The sequence below is a fragment of the Bradyrhizobium sp. CCBAU 25360 genome (assembly GCF_028128695.1).
GTDB lineage: Bacteria > Pseudomonadota > Alphaproteobacteria > Rhizobiales > Xanthobacteraceae > Bradyrhizobium > Bradyrhizobium ottawaense.
In genome coordinates this window covers 418,949-434,299 of record NZ_LBJA01000041.1, presented here as the reverse complement: position 1 = coordinate 434,299, position 15,351 = coordinate 418,949, and the positions used below count along the sequence as shown (strand labels likewise).

The following is a 15,351-nucleotide window of genomic DNA, read 5'->3' as shown; positions in this document are numbered from 1 at the left end:
GGTTCCCGTCCCGCTCACAAGCTCGCGAAATCCCAGAGCACCCCACCCCGCGCCGTCGAGCCCCATGCTAGGGTTGCAAGCTGCGACAAGCCAACGCAAATTGCAGCACTTGCGACTTTAGTCTAAGCGCGCCCATTTCCGCCATTACCTCAAGCCTCTGGCTCCGGGCCGTTGTGCACATCCCCCTAGGAGATTCTGCTCTGTGAAGAACCTCAGCGCCACGCTCGCGATCGTCTGGCGAATCGCCGTCCCCTATTTCCGGTCGGAGGACAAGTGGGCCGGCCGCGGCCTGCTCGCCGTCGTCGTCGCGATGGAGCTGGTGCTGGTCGCGATCAACGTGCTGCTCAATCAGTGGCAGAACCGGTTCTACAGCGCCCTGCAGGCCTACGATCTGCCCGAATTCGTCAAGGAGGTCTGGATCTTCCTTGGGCTTGCCTTCACCTTCGTCGCTTTGGCCGTCTACAAGCTCTACCTGAACCAGTGGCTCCAGATCCGCTGGCGGCAATGGCTGACGCAACACTATCTCGGCGAATGGCTCGAGGGCGCCACCCATTACCGCATGCAGCTCAGGGGCGATGCCGCCGACAATCCGGACCAGCGTATCACTGAGGACGTCAAGAATTTCGTCGAGCAAACGCTGACCATCGGCCTAGGCCTTTTGTCGTCGATCGTGACGCTCGCCTCGTTCGTCGTCATCCTCTGGGGCCTGTCCTACAAGGCACCCTTGTACATTTACGGCACTGATATCCTCGTGCCCGGTTTTCTGGTCTGGTGCGCACTGGCCTACGCGATCGTCGGTACCGCGCTGACCCACTGGATCGGCGCCCCGCTCATCAATCTCAATTTCGAGCAGCAGCGCTTTGAGGCCGACTTCCGCTTCAACCTGATCCGCGTGCGCGAAAATTCCGAGCAGATCGCCCTTCTGAAAGGCGAGAACGCGGAGCGAGGGCATCTCCTGCGGCGCTTCGGCTTCGTCATCGGCAATTGGTACGAGATCATGGGACGGACCAAGCGCCTGACCGCCTTCACGGCAAGCTACGGTCAGGCGGCGACGCTCTTTCCCTATGTGGTGGTGGCGCCTGCCTACTTCGCCAAGCGCATCCAGCTCGGCGACATGATGCAGACCGGCTCGGCGTTCGGCAGCGTGCAGGATGCGCTGTCGTTCTTCGTCACCGCCTATCGCTCGCTCGCAGAGTGGCGCGCGGTGATCGCCCGCCTCGATGGCTTCGAGATGTCGGTCAGCTCCGCCGCCCGCGGCGCGGCGCTCGAACCGACCATCGACATCGCACCATCGAACGGCAAGGCAATCGCGCTCGAGCAATTGCTCGTCAAACTGCCGAACGGCGCGCCTCTGGTCGCAGCTGATGCCTTCACGATCCAGCCCTCGGAGCGGGTGCTGGTGACCGGCCCGTCGGGCTCCGGCAAGTCGACACTGTTCCGGGCCATTGCCGGCGTCTGGCCGTTCGGCACCGGCACGATCGCCATTCCCGAGACGGCGAAGCTGATGATGCTGCCGCAGCGGCCGTATTTCCCGATCGGCGCGCTTGGCGACGCCGTCATCTACCCGACCGAGCACGGCTCGGTCCCGCCCGAGAAGATCCGCGATGCCTTGATAGCCGTCGGCCTGCCGCGACTGGCGGACCGGCTCGACGAGCACGGCCACTGGAACCGGACATTGTCGCTCGGCGAACAGCAACGCCTTGGGCTTGCTCGTGCGCTGCTGCACATGCCGGACTATCTCTTCCTCGACGAAGCGACCGCCTCGCTGGACGAGCCGTCCGAGGACCGGCTCTATCGGCTGCTGACGGAGAAGCTGCCGCAGGCCACCATCGTCTCGATCGGCCATCGCTCGACGCTCGACGCCTTCCACACCCGGAAGGTGGCATTGGTGGAGGACGGCGAGATCCACGTCCTCGGTAAAGCCGTCGAGCCGGCCCGGGCGGAGCCGACCGCGGCGCGCTGAGAGGCCGGCCGGCGTCTCGGACGACCAAGGCTGGGCACCCGCACCCCATAAAGCAAAAGGGCGGCAGATTGCTCTGCCGCCCTCGCAAATGGTCTCGGGAAGAAACTTACTTCAGGTTGGTCATCGCCGTCAGGTCGAACGAGAGCTTGGCGATGCCGGCCGCGCCGCACCAGTTGGAGCCGACGCCGGTGGGATTGATGTTGCTGAAGCTGCCGTTGGCGGTCGCCGTATAGTCGCTGGTGAACGCGTTGCAGTTCGCCTTCGACAGGTCGGTGTCGGAGTAACGCAGGTCGAGCGTGAAGACCTTGTAGGTGAAGCCGACGCCGATATTCCAGGTGTTGTAGTCGGCGTACTTGATGCCGTTCGGGAACGGACCGGCGAAGCCCGGCGCGGCGAAGCCCGTGCCGTAGAACGAGTCGGACGTGCCGAGGAACTGGCGGCCGAACTCACCCGACACATACATGCCGACGCCACTGGAGCCGAAAATGGTGCTCGGAGCGGTGTACTTGGCGGTGATCGACACGTAGTCGCCCCACGCACCGGAGTTCAGGAAGCTCGGCGTGTAGTACTCGTTCAGGCCGACGCTCCAGTTGTCGTTGATGGTGTAGTTCACCTTGCCGTAGACTTCGAAGAAGCTGACGTCCTTCTTCATCACGTTGCCGTTGAGCAGGGCGTTCGCGGCGCACTGCGCGCTGAGCGCGTTGCCGGCGGTGTCGACCGGCGCGCCGTAATAGCAGGTCCCACCCGGATATAGGTAACCCCAGACGCCGATGTCGAAGGCGAACGCACCGAAGGTCGGGCGGATACCACCGTAGACGTCGATCTCGGCTGCGGCGCGGTTCGGGAAGGAGATGCTCTCACCGGCCACGCCGACATAGAGCTGGAGGTCCTTGGTGACGTTGTAGCGCGGCTCGAAATAGGCCGAGACCGACGGCTTGTGGTTCGACTGGGTGATACCGCGGAAGATGTAGTCGCTCATGACCGCACCGCCGAAGGCGATATCCCAGGGATCGAAGGCGGGCGGCGGCGGGGCCTTCAATGCCTTCACGCGCAAGTCTGCCGCGAAAGCCGAACCCGTCGTCACCATTGCCAGCGCCGTTGCCAACAAAGCCACTTTTTTCATTTCGATCCCCATCGCCAGTTCTTACCCAGTCGGATCCCGGAGGCCCCCCGGGGCAAACGACCTGTCTGCAAAATTGCGTTACTGCGACAATCTGGATTGAGGGATGGGGACCGTGAAGCAAAAATCACGGGCATCTGCCGACTTTTTGGGCGTTTTGACGATTCCGCGAAAGGTTGTCAGCCTGTGTGTCTTCTCGATCACATTATTTGCATTCCAAAGGGCACGGCAGGACCCGTGCAAGTACGGGGAAGGCGGCTAGCGTGGCATCCGGGCGACGAATCAAACAGGCGCCGTGAACGGAAGACTTCCGGAGGCCCTGCGGCGATGCAAAAAGGCCGCAGCGTCACCGCAGCGGCCTTCCCTGTTGTTGGCGATCGCGGTCGCTGGATGGGACCTAGCCTTGTCCCTCGGCCGGTGCCGCTTCCGCAGAAGACGAAGGCATCGCCCAGCTCGTCTCGGCGGCCGGCTCGGGAGCCGGAGCTGGCGACGGCGCTGACGGCTTCGGCGCGGGAGCTGCCTTCGCCTTCTTCGGTGCCGCTTTCTTCGCGGCCTTCTTCGGTGCAGCCGGCTTGGCTGCTTTCCTGGCTGCCTTCTTCACAGCCTTCTTGGCGGCCTTCTTTGGAGCGGCCTTCTTCGAAGCTTTCTTGCCAGCTTTCTTCGTGGATTTTTTGGCAGATTTCTTCGCGGACTTCTTGGCTGCCTTCTTCGCGGATTTCTTCGCCGCTACAGCCTTCTTCGCCTTTTTGGCCTTCTTGCTTTTTTTCTTCTTCGCTTTCGCCATCGTGGTCCTCCTGTTGTCGACGAACAATGGTCGATCGGGCGTCGTTCTACCGTCGCCTCCGGAGGAAAGCTCAGGCTTGAAAGCTCAAACTTGCGCGTTCAATGCCGGCCGCGACCCGCCCGTAGCCCAATCGAGAAGCTCAATCGTGTGTACGACCGGAACTGACGTGCCACTGGCAATCTGCACCATGCAGCCGATATTGCCCGCGGCAATCATGTCCGGCTTGACGCTCGCGATGTTGGCGACCTTGCGATCGCGCAACCGGCCCGCAAGCTCGGGCTGGAGAATGTTGTAGGTCCCCGCCGAACCGCAACACAAATGGCTCTCCGGTACATCTTTCACCACGAATCCATTCTTGGAAAGCAATTCTTTCGGAAGGCCCGTGATTTTCTGCCCATGCTGCAACGAACACGCCGAGTGATAGGCGACGACGATGTTGTCCTGTCGCGCAGTCGGCTCGAGTGCGAGGCCGGCGATGTATTCGGTGATGTCCTTGGCGAGCGCGGACACCTTCGCCGCATCGGCGGCGAACGCAGCATCCTCGCGCAGCAGATAGCCGTAGTCCTTGATCACTGTGCCGCAGCCGGACGCCGTCACCAGGATGGCGTCGAGCCCCTCACCGGCCGCTTCCTTCCGCCACGCCGCGACGTTGGCTCGCGCCCGCGCCAATGCATCCTGATCGTTGCCGAGGTGATGGGTCAGCGCGCCGCAGCACTGTTCGTCCCGGACCAGGACAACCTCGACGCCATGGCGGGTGAGAAGACTGATGGCCGCCTGGTTGATGCGCGGCGCCAGGACCTGCTGGGCGCAGCCCTGGAGCAGCCCGACCCGGCCGCGCTTCTTGCCGAGCGCCGCGAACACACTGCCGGCGGCGGGGCCCGGCGGCGGCAGCCGGTGCGGGGCCAGCGCCAGCATCGCCTTGATGCGCTGGATCAGGCCGGGCGTCGCCGAGGGCCGCGGCGTCGGCAGGAAAACGGCAAGCGGACGGGCCACCCGCGCCAGCACCATGCTCATGCGAAAGCGCTGCGGGTCCGGCAGGACGAAGGCCAGCACCTGGCGCAGCAGCCGCTCAGCCAGAGGCCGCTCATAACGCTGCTCGATCCTGACCCGGGCCTGGTCGACGAGATGCATGTAGTTCACCCCCGAGGGGCAGGTCGTCATGCAGGCCAGGCACGACAGGCAGCGGTCGACATGCTTGACCACTTCCGCCGTCGGCGCCTGGTCCTTCTCCAGCATCTCCTTGATCAGATAGATGCGGCCACGCGGGCTATCGAGCTCGTCGCCGAGCAGCACATAGGTCGGACAGGTTGCGGTGCAGAAGCCGCAATGGACGCAGGCACGCAGGATCTTGTCGGCTTCCGCGATGTCGGGATCGGCAAGCTGGGCGAGTGAGAATTCGGTCTTCATGCCACAGCGCCTCGGCTCAAGCGGCCCCGGTTGAGAACGGCCTTTGGATCGAAACTGGCGCGCACCCGCTCGCTCAGGGCGGTAATGCCCGGCGCCTGCGGATGAAAGACGTCGACATCGCGCCTGACATCCTCGGCCGCCCGGATCAGCGTTGCGTGACCGCCGACGGCGTTGGCACGCATCCGCACCGCCGGAGCATGCGCGTCGCCCTTCGGCGGCAATGCCGCCCAGATCAGCCCGCCGCCCCAATCATAGATCACGTCGCCGCCCGTCTCCCGCGCCAATTGCGTGCCGAGCGCAGCGCCTGAGGCCGGCGGGCAGACGATCCGCCAGACCGGCCAGGCGCCGAGCGCGCCGCTGGCCGCGAACGGCAGCACGTCGCGGATGGTGGCCCACAGCGCGGCCGACGCCGCGTCCTCGACCAGAGTCGCGGTTCCGAACGGCGCCAGCAATTCGCGCAACGAGCCAGCGCGATGGGCGGCCGAGGCCGTGATACCCTCGAGCCGCAGCACGGTCAGGGCCTCGCCTTGGCCTGCGAGATCGCCAAGCCCGTCGGTCTTGGCCCGGAACGCCGATTTCGGCAGGTGCGCCGCACCGGAGACGTCGAAGGGCGAGCCGAGCGCCGCGGTCATTGCCTTGTTGGCGGCGGCATCGTCGAGGCCGCTTAGCAGCAGCGTCCGCTCGGCCTCGGGCTTGGGCATCACCTTCAGCGTAACCTCAGTCATGACAGACAGCGTGCCCCATGACCCCGCGAGCAACTTGCAGAGGTCGTAGCCGGTGACGTTCTTCACCACTTTGCCGCCGGTCTTGAAGCTGTCCCCGAAGCCCGAGACGGCGTGCGCCCCGAGCAAATGGTCGCGCGCCCCGCCCGCCCTGATCCGCCGCGGACCGGCGAGCCCGGCCGCGATCATGCCGCCGATGGTCCCCGATACGGGCGTGCCGAGCAGCGGCGCGGTATTCATCGGCTCGAACGCGAATTGCTGGTTCTTGGCGTCGATCAGCGACAGCACGTCGCCCAGCGGCGCACCGGCCTGGAGCGTGATGATAAGCTCGTTCGGCTCGTAGGAAGTGACGGCGTTCAGCGCGGAGAGGTCGAGCACGGCGTTGGTCGCCATGGCATGGCCGATGCCGCGCTTAGAGCCATGACCGATGATCTCGAGCGGCTGCTCATTGGCAATCGCCGCGCGCACCACTTCTTCGACGTCTTTGGCGTCTCTGACCTTAAGCGTATCCACGACTCAGCCGGTATCCAAGTTTAGAACGGAAAGCAAATTTGGCGCGTTGCAGCGAGGCGCAGCGACCGACGCTAGAACCGCGGCAAATCAGGAAACGCCAGCTTGCCGGCATGCACATGCATGCGGCCGAGCTCGGCGCAGCGGTGCAGGGTCGGAAATACCTTTCCGGGATTGAGCAGGCCTTGCGAATCGAAGGCGCATTTCAGCCGTTGCTGCTGGTTGAGGTCGATCTCGCTGAACATGTCGGGCATCAGGTCGCGCTTCTCGATGCCGACGCCGTGCTCGCCGGTGAGCACGCCGCCGAACTCGACGCAGGCGCGCAGGATATCGGCGCCGAAGGCTTCGGCGCGCTCGATCTCGCCGGGCTTGTTGGCATCGTAGAGGATCAAGGGGTGCAGATTGCCGTCGCCGGCGTGAAACACGTTGGCGCAGCCGAGCTGGTATTTTTCGCCGAGCTCGCGGATGCGCGCGAGCGCCTTCGGCAGCGCCCCGCGCGGGATGGTGCCGTCCATGCAGAGATAGTCGGGCGAGATGCGCCCCACCGCCGGGAACGCGGCCTTGCGGCCGGCCCAGAACAGATTGCGCTCGGCTTCCGAATTGGAGATCTGCAGCGTTACCGAGCCGCAGCCTCGTGCAATGGTCTCGACCCGCGTGATCAGCTCGTCGACCTCGATCTTGGGGCCGTCGAGCTCGATGATGAGCAGCGCTTCGACATCGAGCGGATAGCCGGCATGGACGAAGGCCTCGGCGGCGTGGATCGCCGGCTTGTCCATCATCTCCATGCCGCCGGGGATGATGCCGGCGCCGATGATCCGCGCCACGCATTCGCCGGCGGCCTCGACCTCGGCGAAGCCGACCATCAAGGCGCGCGCCGTCTCCGGCTTCTGCAGGATGCGCACCGTGACCTCGGTGATGACGCCGAGCAGCCCTTCCGAGCCGGTGATGACGCCCATCAAATCGTAGCCCGGGTTCTCGCACCCCTTGCCGCCGATGCGCAGGATCTCGCCGCTCATCAGCACGATCTCGCAACCGAGCACGTTGTTGGTGGTCATGCCGTATTTGAGGCAGTGCACGCCGCCGGAATTCTCCGCGACATTGCCGCCGATCGAGCAGGCGATCTGCGAGGACGGGTCGGGCGCGTAATAGAAGCCGGCATGGGCGACCGCCTGGCTGATGGCGAGGTTGGTGACGCCGGGCTCGGTGACGACGACGCGATTGTCGAAATCGATCTCGCGGATGCGCTTGAACTTGCCGAGCCCCAGCAGCACGCCGTCTTCGAGCGGCAGCGCCCCGCCTGATAGCGATGTGCCGGAGCCGCGCGGCACCACCTTGATACCTTGCCCTGCACAATATTTCAGGATCACCGAGACCTGCTCGGTCGTATCGGGCAGCACCACGACCATCGGCGGCTGCCGATAGGCCGTCAGCCCGTCGGATTCATAGGCCCGCATCTCGGCAGGCGTATCGATCACGCCCTCGCCGGGCACGATCGCGCGCAATGCAGCAACGATCTCGGCGCGGCGCGCGAGCACCGCCTGGTCGCTCGCAGGCATCATGATGGCCATATCAAATCCTTCATGGCATATCTTTCCGGCTCACGCCGCACGATCAATTTGTCTCGGCAAATCAATCACGTCCGCGGGTGTTTGGGTAGGCCATCCGAAAGTCGGATCGGCCATCTTTCGCCAGTTCGCTCTGGGACAAGTCGGAAATCATGAAACCTGTCATGGTTTGGTGGCTTGTCCAAGCCGAGCAGGCCTGCCAAAACCGGCAGGTCGGGCGATTGCCGATCCGGCGAGAGACTGACCAGGCCAGACCCACCAGGGAAGAGACGAAGAGCATCCGATGACAAAACTGACTTTTGGCGCACTGACGATCCTCACCATGATTGCCACCGCACCCGCCGCGATGGCGCAGGATGTCGCGGCCGGCAAGACATCGTTCAACAAATGCCTGGCCTGCCACGCGATCGGCGAAGGCGCCAAGAACAAGGTCGGCCCCGAGCTCAACGGTCTCAACGGCCGCAAGTCGGGCACGGTCGAGGGCTACAGCTACACGGACGCGAACAAGAATTCCGGCATCACCTGGGACGAGGCCGTGTTCAAGGAATACATCAAGGACCCCAAGGCCAAGATCCCCGGCACCAAGATGGCGTTCGCCGGCATCAAGAACGAGACCGAGATCAACAATCTCTGGGCCTATGTCGCGCAGTTCGACAAGGACGGGAAGATCAAGCAGTAAGCACGGATCCGTCGACAGCTTCGGCTTCGGTTCTGACCGGGTCAGAACCGAAGCTGCGGCTTTTTGTTTGATGCGTTTTCTTCACGGCGTCGTTGCAAGCGCCGCGACTTGTCCGCCGAAGCCTCGGCGAAGGCGGAAGCAATCCAGAATCCCTCCTCGGAAAGACTCTGGATTGCTTCGTCGCAAGAGCCCCTCAATGACGAGTATGAGGCGGCATCGCGATGCTCCAATGCACATCCCAGCTGCAGTGCCGTAGGGTGGGCAAAGGCGCGTAGCGCCGTGCCCACGATCTCCCTCCATGAGCAACAAGGCGTGGGCACGCTTCCGCTTTGCCCACCCTACGAGATCGAGATTGTGGCACACAGCTCAAGTCGCGGACATGCCTTCTCGTCCTCGCGGCGGATTTCGCCCGAGCTTTGCTTGATCTCGCCACCCTCATAGCCAAGAGGGCGCAGGGAAGGCCGGGTGCCAGCTCGCACCCGCGGTCCGCTGCGCGAAAAGCGCACGCAGGAAGAACCGCACAGCAGCATACAGGTGGTGCCGATCACTCGGCCTTCCCTGCGCGGTGGTCGGACGGCTTATGCCGTGCTCTCCCGGGAGCCGAGTTCCCTCTGGCCTCCCTCGCCCCGCGAATTGGATGATGCAGTCTGCCCGGTTGGGCTCGCTCGCACCTTCGCAGGACTTGACCGTAGCAACGACGGCCAGGACCACACGGTTTTGCCGTACGCGTTCAGCGTCGCTCGTCTGCACGCGGTTTCGGGCTCACAGGGACGACCCGCCCTGCCCGCGCCTCTCGTGCCGACGCTGCCGCGTCCACCGCAACCCAGCTCGCGAAACGTGACGACGCGCGATCGCCCCTCAAGGTCGAGCCGGGATGGACGACACATGCGCCGAAACCGAATTTCGGTAAAGTGGAATATTTTTAGCGGAGCGGATTGACAGGGGCCGACACAGGCACGGTCCCGTAGGGTGGGCAAAGGCGCGCTCTTGCGCGACGTGCCCACGAATCCTCCCCAGTCACACGCAGATCGTGGGCACGGCGCAAGTGCGCCTTGCCCACCCTACGAGAGCTCTACGGGAGCAGCCACTTCGCTCGAAGACGCCCTAATCGGCGGCCGCCTGCGCCGGGGCGATTTTCCCGATCATCGTTTCGATTTCCGTCTTCACGAGCTCCGGCACGGCGTTCTGCACCATGTGGCCGAGATCGGGCAGCACGATCAGCTTCGCATTCGGCACCATGGCTGCGAACGGGCGCGCGTGAATGTTGGTCTTCACCGTCTTGTCGGGCTCGCCGGCAATGATCGTGACTGGCGCCGATATCTCGCCATAGCGCGCGGCTTGCGCAGTCACCGCCTCCTTCAGCGTCACCAGATCATAGGCATTGGCGATGAACTCGCGCGGGCGCAGCAGCAGCGGCGTCGCGGAGTCCTGCACGAATCCATCCGGCATCATTTGCGGCAGGAACACGTTGCGCGCGCCGGCCTCAGCGACGAAATAGCCGAGCGGCAGGGTGATCGTGTAGGCGAGCAGCGGACCGATCACCGGCGTTGCGATGAACTCATTGTAACGGCCGACACCGCCGCGCCAGGGATGGGTGACGGGGGCGAGCATGACCAGGCCGGCGACGCGGCCGGGATGATCGAGCGCAATCCGCGCGCCGAGCGCGCCGCTCCAGGAATGCACGACGAAGATCGCGCGATCGATCCCGAGCTTGCCAAGCGCCTCGTCGATCATCCGGGCCTGGATCTGCGGCGTGGAATCCTGGCGCCGCGCGCGCGTGCTCCAGCCATGGCCGGGACGGTCGACCAGGATGACGCGATGATCCTTGGCGAGCAGGTCCCCGAGCGGGCGCCGCATCGCTTCGAGATTGGAGCTGGCGCCGTGCAGCATCACGATCGGCAGGCCTGCATCGCGCGGACCGATATCGACGACGTGAAGCGTCGCGCCGTCGACCTCGACCATCCCGCCCTGCGGCGGAAAGGCGCGCTGCACGGCGACGATTCCAGCCTGCGTGACCAGCGCCAGCAGAACCAGCGCCGTCACGACTGACATCACGATCATGGAGAGAATCCGGGTGATCCTGGGCACAGGGCAGTTACGGGCGTTACGGGTGGCAGTTTCGCTCCGCCGGCTTTCCGGATTTGCGCCGAAACTGCCGGGGCTGTGGATATGTGCATAATTGAAGAACGTGAAAACTCAATGGAATCAACAACATTCCAGGAGGCCGCGCAAGCCTCGGAACAGCTTCATGCAGCCGTCATCGCGGCTTCCTTATAATCGCCATGGTCGGTTCCGCCATCTAGGCGCGGGTGGGCGCCGATCCTCCTCGCAGGCCCCAGGGCAACCTCAGGGGATGCGGGAAAGACCGGCAGGATTTGTCCTGATTTGAACCGGAGGATTTTCGATGAGCTTCAGATCGAACGACACTGCGATCGACGAGATCGTGGCGAGCTGCAACGGCGATCTGCGCGGTGCCCTGCGGGCGCTGCTGCTGATCAACGAGCACCTGGAATCGGAGCTTGCAAAGGCTTACGCCGCAGCCGCCGATCGCGGCCTGGTCGAGCGCGGCGGCAACGCTCTGCACTAAAGTGCGGTGGACCGCACTTTAGGCTCTCTATCGAGCATGATCTCGTCGGAAAACCGCTGCACACTTTTCGCGAACGCGGCCCTTCGGGTCCGGATCATGCTTGGCACGCAGACTAGTTCGCTCCGTCCTCGTCCTTTTCCTCGTCCGGGGTAAGTGCGGGACAGGCGCGGATCGTCGAACGGGCAAGCTTGGCATCGGCCCTCGACTTGTAGGGACCGTCGCCGAACCAGATATCGCCGATGATGACCGGATTGCTGGTCACGATGTTGCATTTTCCGGTGGCGCGGTTGCCGACCACCCAGAAAAGTCCGTCGGCGAAGCTCACCGTCCCCGACGCGAGCAGCAAGCTACCCGCAAAGATCAAACGCTTCATGGCTTTTGCTCCTGCCATGCAGGTAGGCCCCTGGCGGCGCCGGCAATAGTCCTCACGATGCCGCGCTTCCAATCGTGGTTAATCCACGTAAGGCGCCATCGCTCGGAAGATGATCAAACTATCCGCTATTGCGCGAGCACGATCCTCCCGAACTATTCCGGATCGTGCTCTAGATATCGCGGCCTTCGACCTTCTCGGTCAGCGCCTTGACCTGGTCGGGAATCTTTTCGAGGTGCGGATTGACGGCGAGCGCCTTGCGATAGGCCTCGAGCGCGCGCTTCTCGTCGCCGACCTCCTGCATGATCATGCCGAGGCCCGCGAGCGCGCCGAAATGGCGCGGCTCCCGGATCAGTACCTGCTGGATATCCGCGAGCGAACGGCCATAGTCATTCTGCATGTAGTAGAGCGTGGCGCGCCGGTTCCAGGCCTCGATGTAGTCGGGCCTCAGCTTGATGACCGAATCCAGCAGCTTGATCGCGACCTCGATCTTCTTGGCGTCGACCGCGGTCTTGGCGCGGGCCATCAACAGCGCGGCGGTGTCGCTCGGGGTCTGCAGCCAGATTGCCCAGATCCGCGCCTCGACATGCTTGGCGCTGGCCTCGTCGGGCGCCGCCTTCAACGCGCCGAACAGGAATTCGAGATTCTTGTTGCGATCGACCTTGGGCAGCTTGGCCGGCGCTTCCGGGAGCTTCTTCTGCTTGCCGGGTGGATCAACCTGCTGTGCCAGGGCCGGAGCAAGGCCGGAGGTTCCCAGCACAAGGGCCAGACACAAGGTGCGCGCGAAGAGGAATCTCACTGCCATGGTCGAAGTCTAAACGCGCAAAGCCGCCCTTGCAAAGCAAAGGCGGCGTCAAACTCGTGTGAGACCGTGGTCTTGCGGGGCGCGCGCGGGCGTCCGGCAGGGCAATATCAGCCCTGACGAGCCTTGAAGCGGCGCTGCACCTTGTTGATCACATAGACCCGGCCCTTGCGGCGGACCAGGCGGTTGGCGCGATGGCGACCGCGCAGCGATTTCAGCGAGTTACGGACCTTCATGGCGGAATCCTGAACGTTCGAAAGGCCGTGTTCGGCACTACCGTTTCGGCACGCGCGAATGTGGCAAAATGAGATTTTTCCCGCCGGCGGACGACCGCCCGGGACGGGGCGGTTCTTAAGGCATGGCGGGAGGTGATGTCAATGTTAACTGCCCGGTTCCGAACCGGCAAATTCGCGAAAACAACCCCATGCACAGTCGAAGCGGCCGAATCGGCCCGATTCATCGCTGGGGAATCAGACCTTTCGACGACGCCTTGTCGACGACGCCTTGTCGACGACGCCTTGCCAAATTCGTTATATGATATAATCAATTCGGCAACCCGTCGGGAGGAAACCCCATGCCGAAGCTGAAGCTGCCCAACATCGACGATGTCGTCGCCATCGACATCCACACCCACGCCGAGGAGCCCTGCGGCTGCCACCCCGACGACGGCTATGACGATTTCCAGGCGCAGATGGCGGAATACTTCAAGTCGCCGAACAAGCATCCGCCGACGGTGCCGGAGACCGCGGCCTATTACCGCTCCAAGAACATCGCCGCGGTGATCTTCCCGGTTGATGCCGAGCGCGAGACCGGCTTCCGCCGCTACAACAATTACGAGATGATCGAGGCCGCTTCCGACCATCTCGACGTCCTCATCCCCTTCGTCTCGATCGACCCGCACAAGGGCAAGCTCGGCGCGCGCGAGGCGCGCAAGCTGATCGAGGAATACGGGGTGCGCGGCTTCAAATTCCACCCGACCATGCAGGGCTTCTACGCCAACGACCGCATGGCCTATCCGCTCTACGAAGAGATCAACAATGGCGGCGCGGTCGCGCTGTTCCACACCGGCCAGACCGGCGTCGGCTCGGGCATGCCCGGCGGCATGGGGATGCGGCTGAAATATTCCAACCCGATGTACATGGACGACGTCGCGGCTGATTTCCCCGACCTCAAGATCATCCTCGCCCACCCCTCCTTCCCCTGGCAGGAAGAGGCGCTGTCGGTCGCGACCCACAAGCCGAACGTCTATATCGACCTCTCCGGCTGGTCGCCGAAGTACTTCCCGCCGATCCTGGTGCGCTACATCAACTCGATTCTGCAGGACAAGATGCTGTTCGGCTCGGACTGGCCGGTGATCACGCCCGACCGCTGGCTGTCGGACTTCGCCAAGATCGAGATCCGCGACGAGATCCGGCCGAAGGTGCTCAAGGCCAACGCGCGAAAACTGCTGGGGATCTGAAGCGCTTCTCATCAGCACCGCGCATGAGGGCTTCGGGTGACCGAAGCCCTCATGCTCAAACTCTCAGATCTGAGCGAGGCCTCCGTCGACGAACACTTCGCTGCCGGTCATGAAGCTGCTGTCCGACGAAGCCAGGAACGCGGCGACCGCGCCCGTCTCCGACGGGGCTGCCACGCGGCCGAGCGGCGTCGTGCTTCCAAGCGCGTCGAAGGCTTCCTCTCCGACGATCTCCAGTGCCAGCTCCGTCTTGGTCGGCCCCGGCGACAGCACATTGACGCGGATGCCGGTGCCGCGCAGATCCTGCGCCCAACTCCGCGCCAGATTGCGAACCGCGGCCTTGGTCGCGCTGTAGATGCTGAACTGCGGCGTCCCCATCACGCCCGTGCTCGAACCGGTCAGGATGATCGACGATCCCTTCGTCATCAGGGGCAGGGCCTTCTGCACCGTGAAAACCAGTCCCTTCACATTGACGTCGAAGATGTGATCGTAATGCTCGACCGTGATCTCGCCGAGCGGGGCGAATAGTCCGGTGCCGGCATTGGCGAACAGAATGTCGAGCCCGCCGCGTTCTTTCTTCACCGTCTCATAGAGCCGGTCGAGGTCGGCCAGATCCGTCACCGAGCCCCTGACGGCGCGCGCCGAGGATCCGAGCTTCGCCACGGCGGCGTCGAGCTGCTCCTGCCGCCGCCCGAAGATGTAGACGAACGCGCCTTCGTCGATGAACCGTTTCGCCGCTCCAAATCCGATGCCGGTGCCGCCGCCGGTCACCACTGCCGTCTTGCCTTGTAGTCTGCTCATGATGTGCTCCTTCACTGAGGTTGCACTGAGCTGGCGGCATACCCACCTATCGACAAGTATGCACCTTTTGGTAAGTACCCAAAAAAATGTCAGACACGACTTTCCCGCCTGCGCAGTCTCCAACACCGGTCCAGAGCTGCACGCCGACTTTGCCCGGCTTCACCTGCGGCTTAGATGCAACCTTGCGGGTCGTCGCCGGCAAGTGGAAGCCGCTGATCCTGTACTTCGTCGCCCAGGACGGCCCGACCCGCTACGGCGAGCTCCGCCGCGCCATCCGCGACGTCAGCGACAAGGTGCTGATCCAGCAGTTGAAGGAGCTGGAGGCTGACGGTCTCGTGAAGCGGACCGACTACAAGGAAGTGCCCCCGCGGGTCGACTACAGCCTCACTCCCTTGGGTCACAGTCTGGCCCAGGCTCTCGTGCCGCTCTGCACGTGGGGCACCGAGCACATGGCGGAGGTCAGCCAGGTCTTCGCCGAGCGCGCGACCTGGACGCGGCGAGGACGCCAGCCGACTGGCTAGCTTGAATGGTTGCATCGAACGCCATGCAACCTCGACCTCTGCGTCTGCTTCCTGTTAAAACGGT

16 protein-coding genes are annotated in these 15,351 nt (G+C 63.8%); 5 read left to right on the top strand and 11 right to left on the bottom strand.

Going from position 1 to position 15,351, the window contains the following annotated elements:
* The first annotated feature begins 202 nt into the window (after positions 1 to 202).
* The gene (locus XH81_RS23650) at positions 203 to 1,963 is read left to right on the top strand and encodes an ABC transporter ATP-binding protein/permease (RefSeq protein WP_097669090.1); all 1,761 of its coding nucleotides are present in this window, start codon (positions 203 to 205) and stop codon (positions 1,961 to 1,963) included.
* A gap of 106 nt (positions 1,964 to 2,069) precedes the next feature.
* Here XH81_RS23650 and XH81_RS23645 read toward each other — a convergent pair whose 3' ends face one another.
* The 5 genes from XH81_RS23645 to XH81_RS23625 all read right to left on the bottom strand — a co-directional run bounded on the left by XH81_RS23645 (position 2,070) and on the right by XH81_RS23625 (position 8,074).
* Positions 2,070 to 3,086, bottom strand: a complete 1,017-nt coding sequence (locus XH81_RS23645; protein WP_028140088.1) for a TorF family putative porin — start codon at positions 3,084 to 3,086, stop codon at positions 2,070 to 2,072.
* A gap of 394 nt (positions 3,087 to 3,480) precedes the next feature.
* Complete coding sequence (locus tag XH81_RS23640; protein WP_028140087.1) at positions 3,481 to 3,867, bottom strand: hypothetical protein; 387 nt, start codon at positions 3,865 to 3,867, stop codon at positions 3,481 to 3,483.
* Between the two features lie 84 nt (positions 3,868 to 3,951).
* The gene (gene glcF / locus XH81_RS23635; RefSeq protein ID WP_028140086.1) at positions 3,952 to 5,274 is read right to left on the bottom strand and encodes a glycolate oxidase subunit GlcF; all 1,323 of its coding nucleotides are present in this window, start codon (positions 5,272 to 5,274) and stop codon (positions 3,952 to 3,954) included.
* A complete protein-coding gene (locus tag XH81_RS23630; protein ID WP_028140085.1) occupies positions 5,271 to 6,509 on the bottom strand; it encodes an FAD-binding protein in 1,239 nt (412 codons plus the stop codon). Before XH81_RS23630 ends, glcF begins: the two co-directional genes overlap by 4 nt.
* A 71-nt stretch (positions 6,510 to 6,580) precedes the next feature.
* The gene (locus XH81_RS23625) at positions 6,581 to 8,074 is read right to left on the bottom strand and encodes an FAD-linked oxidase C-terminal domain-containing protein (RefSeq protein ID WP_152103588.1); all 1,494 of its coding nucleotides are present in this window, start codon (positions 8,072 to 8,074) and stop codon (positions 6,581 to 6,583) included.
* A 280-nt stretch (positions 8,075 to 8,354) separates the two neighbouring features.
* Between XH81_RS23625 and cycA the strand changes: the two genes are divergently transcribed.
* A complete protein-coding gene (gene cycA / locus XH81_RS23620) occupies positions 8,355 to 8,750 on the top strand; it encodes a cytochrome c-550 CycA (RefSeq protein ID WP_028140083.1) in 396 nt (131 codons plus the stop codon).
* Positions 8,751 to 9,088: 338 nt separating this feature from the next.
* On the opposite strand, the gene XH81_RS23615 is transcribed toward cycA, so the two are convergent.
* The gene (locus XH81_RS23615) at positions 9,089 to 9,298 is read right to left on the bottom strand and encodes a hypothetical protein (protein WP_212429181.1); all 210 of its coding nucleotides are present in this window, start codon (positions 9,296 to 9,298) and stop codon (positions 9,089 to 9,091) included.
* A 556-nt stretch (positions 9,299 to 9,854) separates the two neighbouring features.
* Positions 9,855 to 10,811 carry an alpha/beta fold hydrolase gene (locus XH81_RS23610; protein WP_038947515.1) on the bottom strand — a complete coding sequence of 319 codons (957 nt, stop codon included), beginning with the start codon at positions 10,809 to 10,811 and terminating at the stop codon, positions 9,855 to 9,857.
* 343 nt (positions 10,812 to 11,154) lie between these two features.
* On the opposite strand from XH81_RS23610, the gene XH81_RS23605 reads away from it, so the two are divergent.
* Entirely contained in the window at positions 11,155 to 11,337 is a 183-nt protein-coding gene (locus XH81_RS23605) for a hypothetical protein (protein ID WP_152103589.1), read from the top strand.
* A gap of 112 nt (positions 11,338 to 11,449) precedes the next feature.
* Here the strand turns inward: XH81_RS23605 and XH81_RS23600 are convergent, their stop codons facing one another.
* The 3 genes from XH81_RS23600 to ykgO form a co-directional block, all read right to left on the bottom strand.
* Positions 11,450 to 11,710 (bottom strand): hypothetical protein, encoded by a 261-nt coding sequence (locus XH81_RS23600; protein WP_028140081.1) that lies wholly within the window; start codon positions 11,708 to 11,710, stop codon positions 11,450 to 11,452.
* 169 nt (positions 11,711 to 11,879) lie between these two features.
* Positions 11,880 to 12,512: a tetratricopeptide repeat protein gene (locus tag XH81_RS23595; protein WP_038947517.1), complete on the bottom strand. Its 633-nt coding sequence runs from the start codon at positions 12,510 to 12,512 to the stop codon at positions 11,880 to 11,882.
* 107 nt (positions 12,513 to 12,619) lie between these two features.
* On the bottom strand, positions 12,620 to 12,745 hold the full coding sequence (gene ykgO / locus XH81_RS23590) for a type B 50S ribosomal protein L36 (RefSeq protein WP_006611362.1): 126 nt from the start codon (positions 12,743 to 12,745) through the stop codon (positions 12,620 to 12,622).
* Positions 12,746 to 13,083: 338 nt separating this feature from the next.
* Between ykgO and XH81_RS23585 the strand changes: the two genes are divergently transcribed.
* Positions 13,084 to 13,968 carry a 4-hydroxyphenyl-beta-ketoacyl-CoA hydrolase gene (locus XH81_RS23585; protein ID WP_018321552.1) on the top strand — a complete coding sequence of 295 codons (885 nt, stop codon included), beginning with the start codon at positions 13,084 to 13,086 and terminating at the stop codon, positions 13,966 to 13,968.
* A 63-nt stretch (positions 13,969 to 14,031) separates the two neighbouring features.
* Here XH81_RS23585 and XH81_RS23580 read toward each other — a convergent pair whose 3' ends face one another.
* Positions 14,032 to 14,766, bottom strand: coding sequence for an SDR family NAD(P)-dependent oxidoreductase (locus tag XH81_RS23580; protein ID WP_028140078.1), 735 nt, complete (start codon positions 14,764 to 14,766; stop codon positions 14,032 to 14,034).
* A 149-nt stretch (positions 14,767 to 14,915) separates the two neighbouring features.
* Between XH81_RS23580 and XH81_RS23575 the strand changes: the two genes are divergently transcribed.
* Complete coding sequence (locus XH81_RS23575) at positions 14,916 to 15,287, top strand: winged helix-turn-helix transcriptional regulator (RefSeq protein ID WP_442868204.1); 372 nt, start codon at positions 14,916 to 14,918, stop codon at positions 15,285 to 15,287.
* Positions 15,288 to 15,351 lie beyond the last annotated feature (64 nt).